This window comes from Achromobacter sp. SIMBA_011 (assembly GCF_046535435.1).
In the GTDB taxonomy this organism is placed as follows: Bacteria; Pseudomonadota; Gammaproteobacteria; order Burkholderiales; family Burkholderiaceae_B; genus Achromobacter; species Achromobacter dolens.
Genome location: NZ_JAWRWN010000716.1, coordinates 1 through 260 on the forward strand (window position 1 = coordinate 1; position 260 = coordinate 260).

Annotated in this window: 1 protein-coding gene; it reads right to left on the bottom strand. The window is 58.5% G+C overall.

Annotation, left to right across the window (positions count from 1 at the left end; all coding sequences use genetic code 11):
* Window positions 1–16 precede the first annotated feature (16 nt).
* Window positions 17–260: hypothetical protein (locus SB816_RS32835; protein WP_410548360.1), on the bottom strand; the 244-nt coding region annotated here is incomplete at its 5' end.

Consider the following 260-nt stretch of genomic DNA (forward strand, 5'->3'; position numbering starts at 1 on the left):
CGGGTGGATACGGTAGCTACGCTGACTTGACCCAAACCTTGACCGGTCGCCCCGCGACCCGCTTTTGCTGCCTTGAATATCCCATTTCTCGCAAAATTTTCCCGATTCGCATTTCATCGCTACGGGTCAGGCGACCGTGGGCCATTCCAAGGGGGCCGGCTGCGATCTCATGAACCTGCAAAAAGTCGCGCTCACGCGGCGGCAGGCCGAGTTCGCACTCTCCATCGCTATCAAGCCATTCGTGAACGATCGGCGTCCAT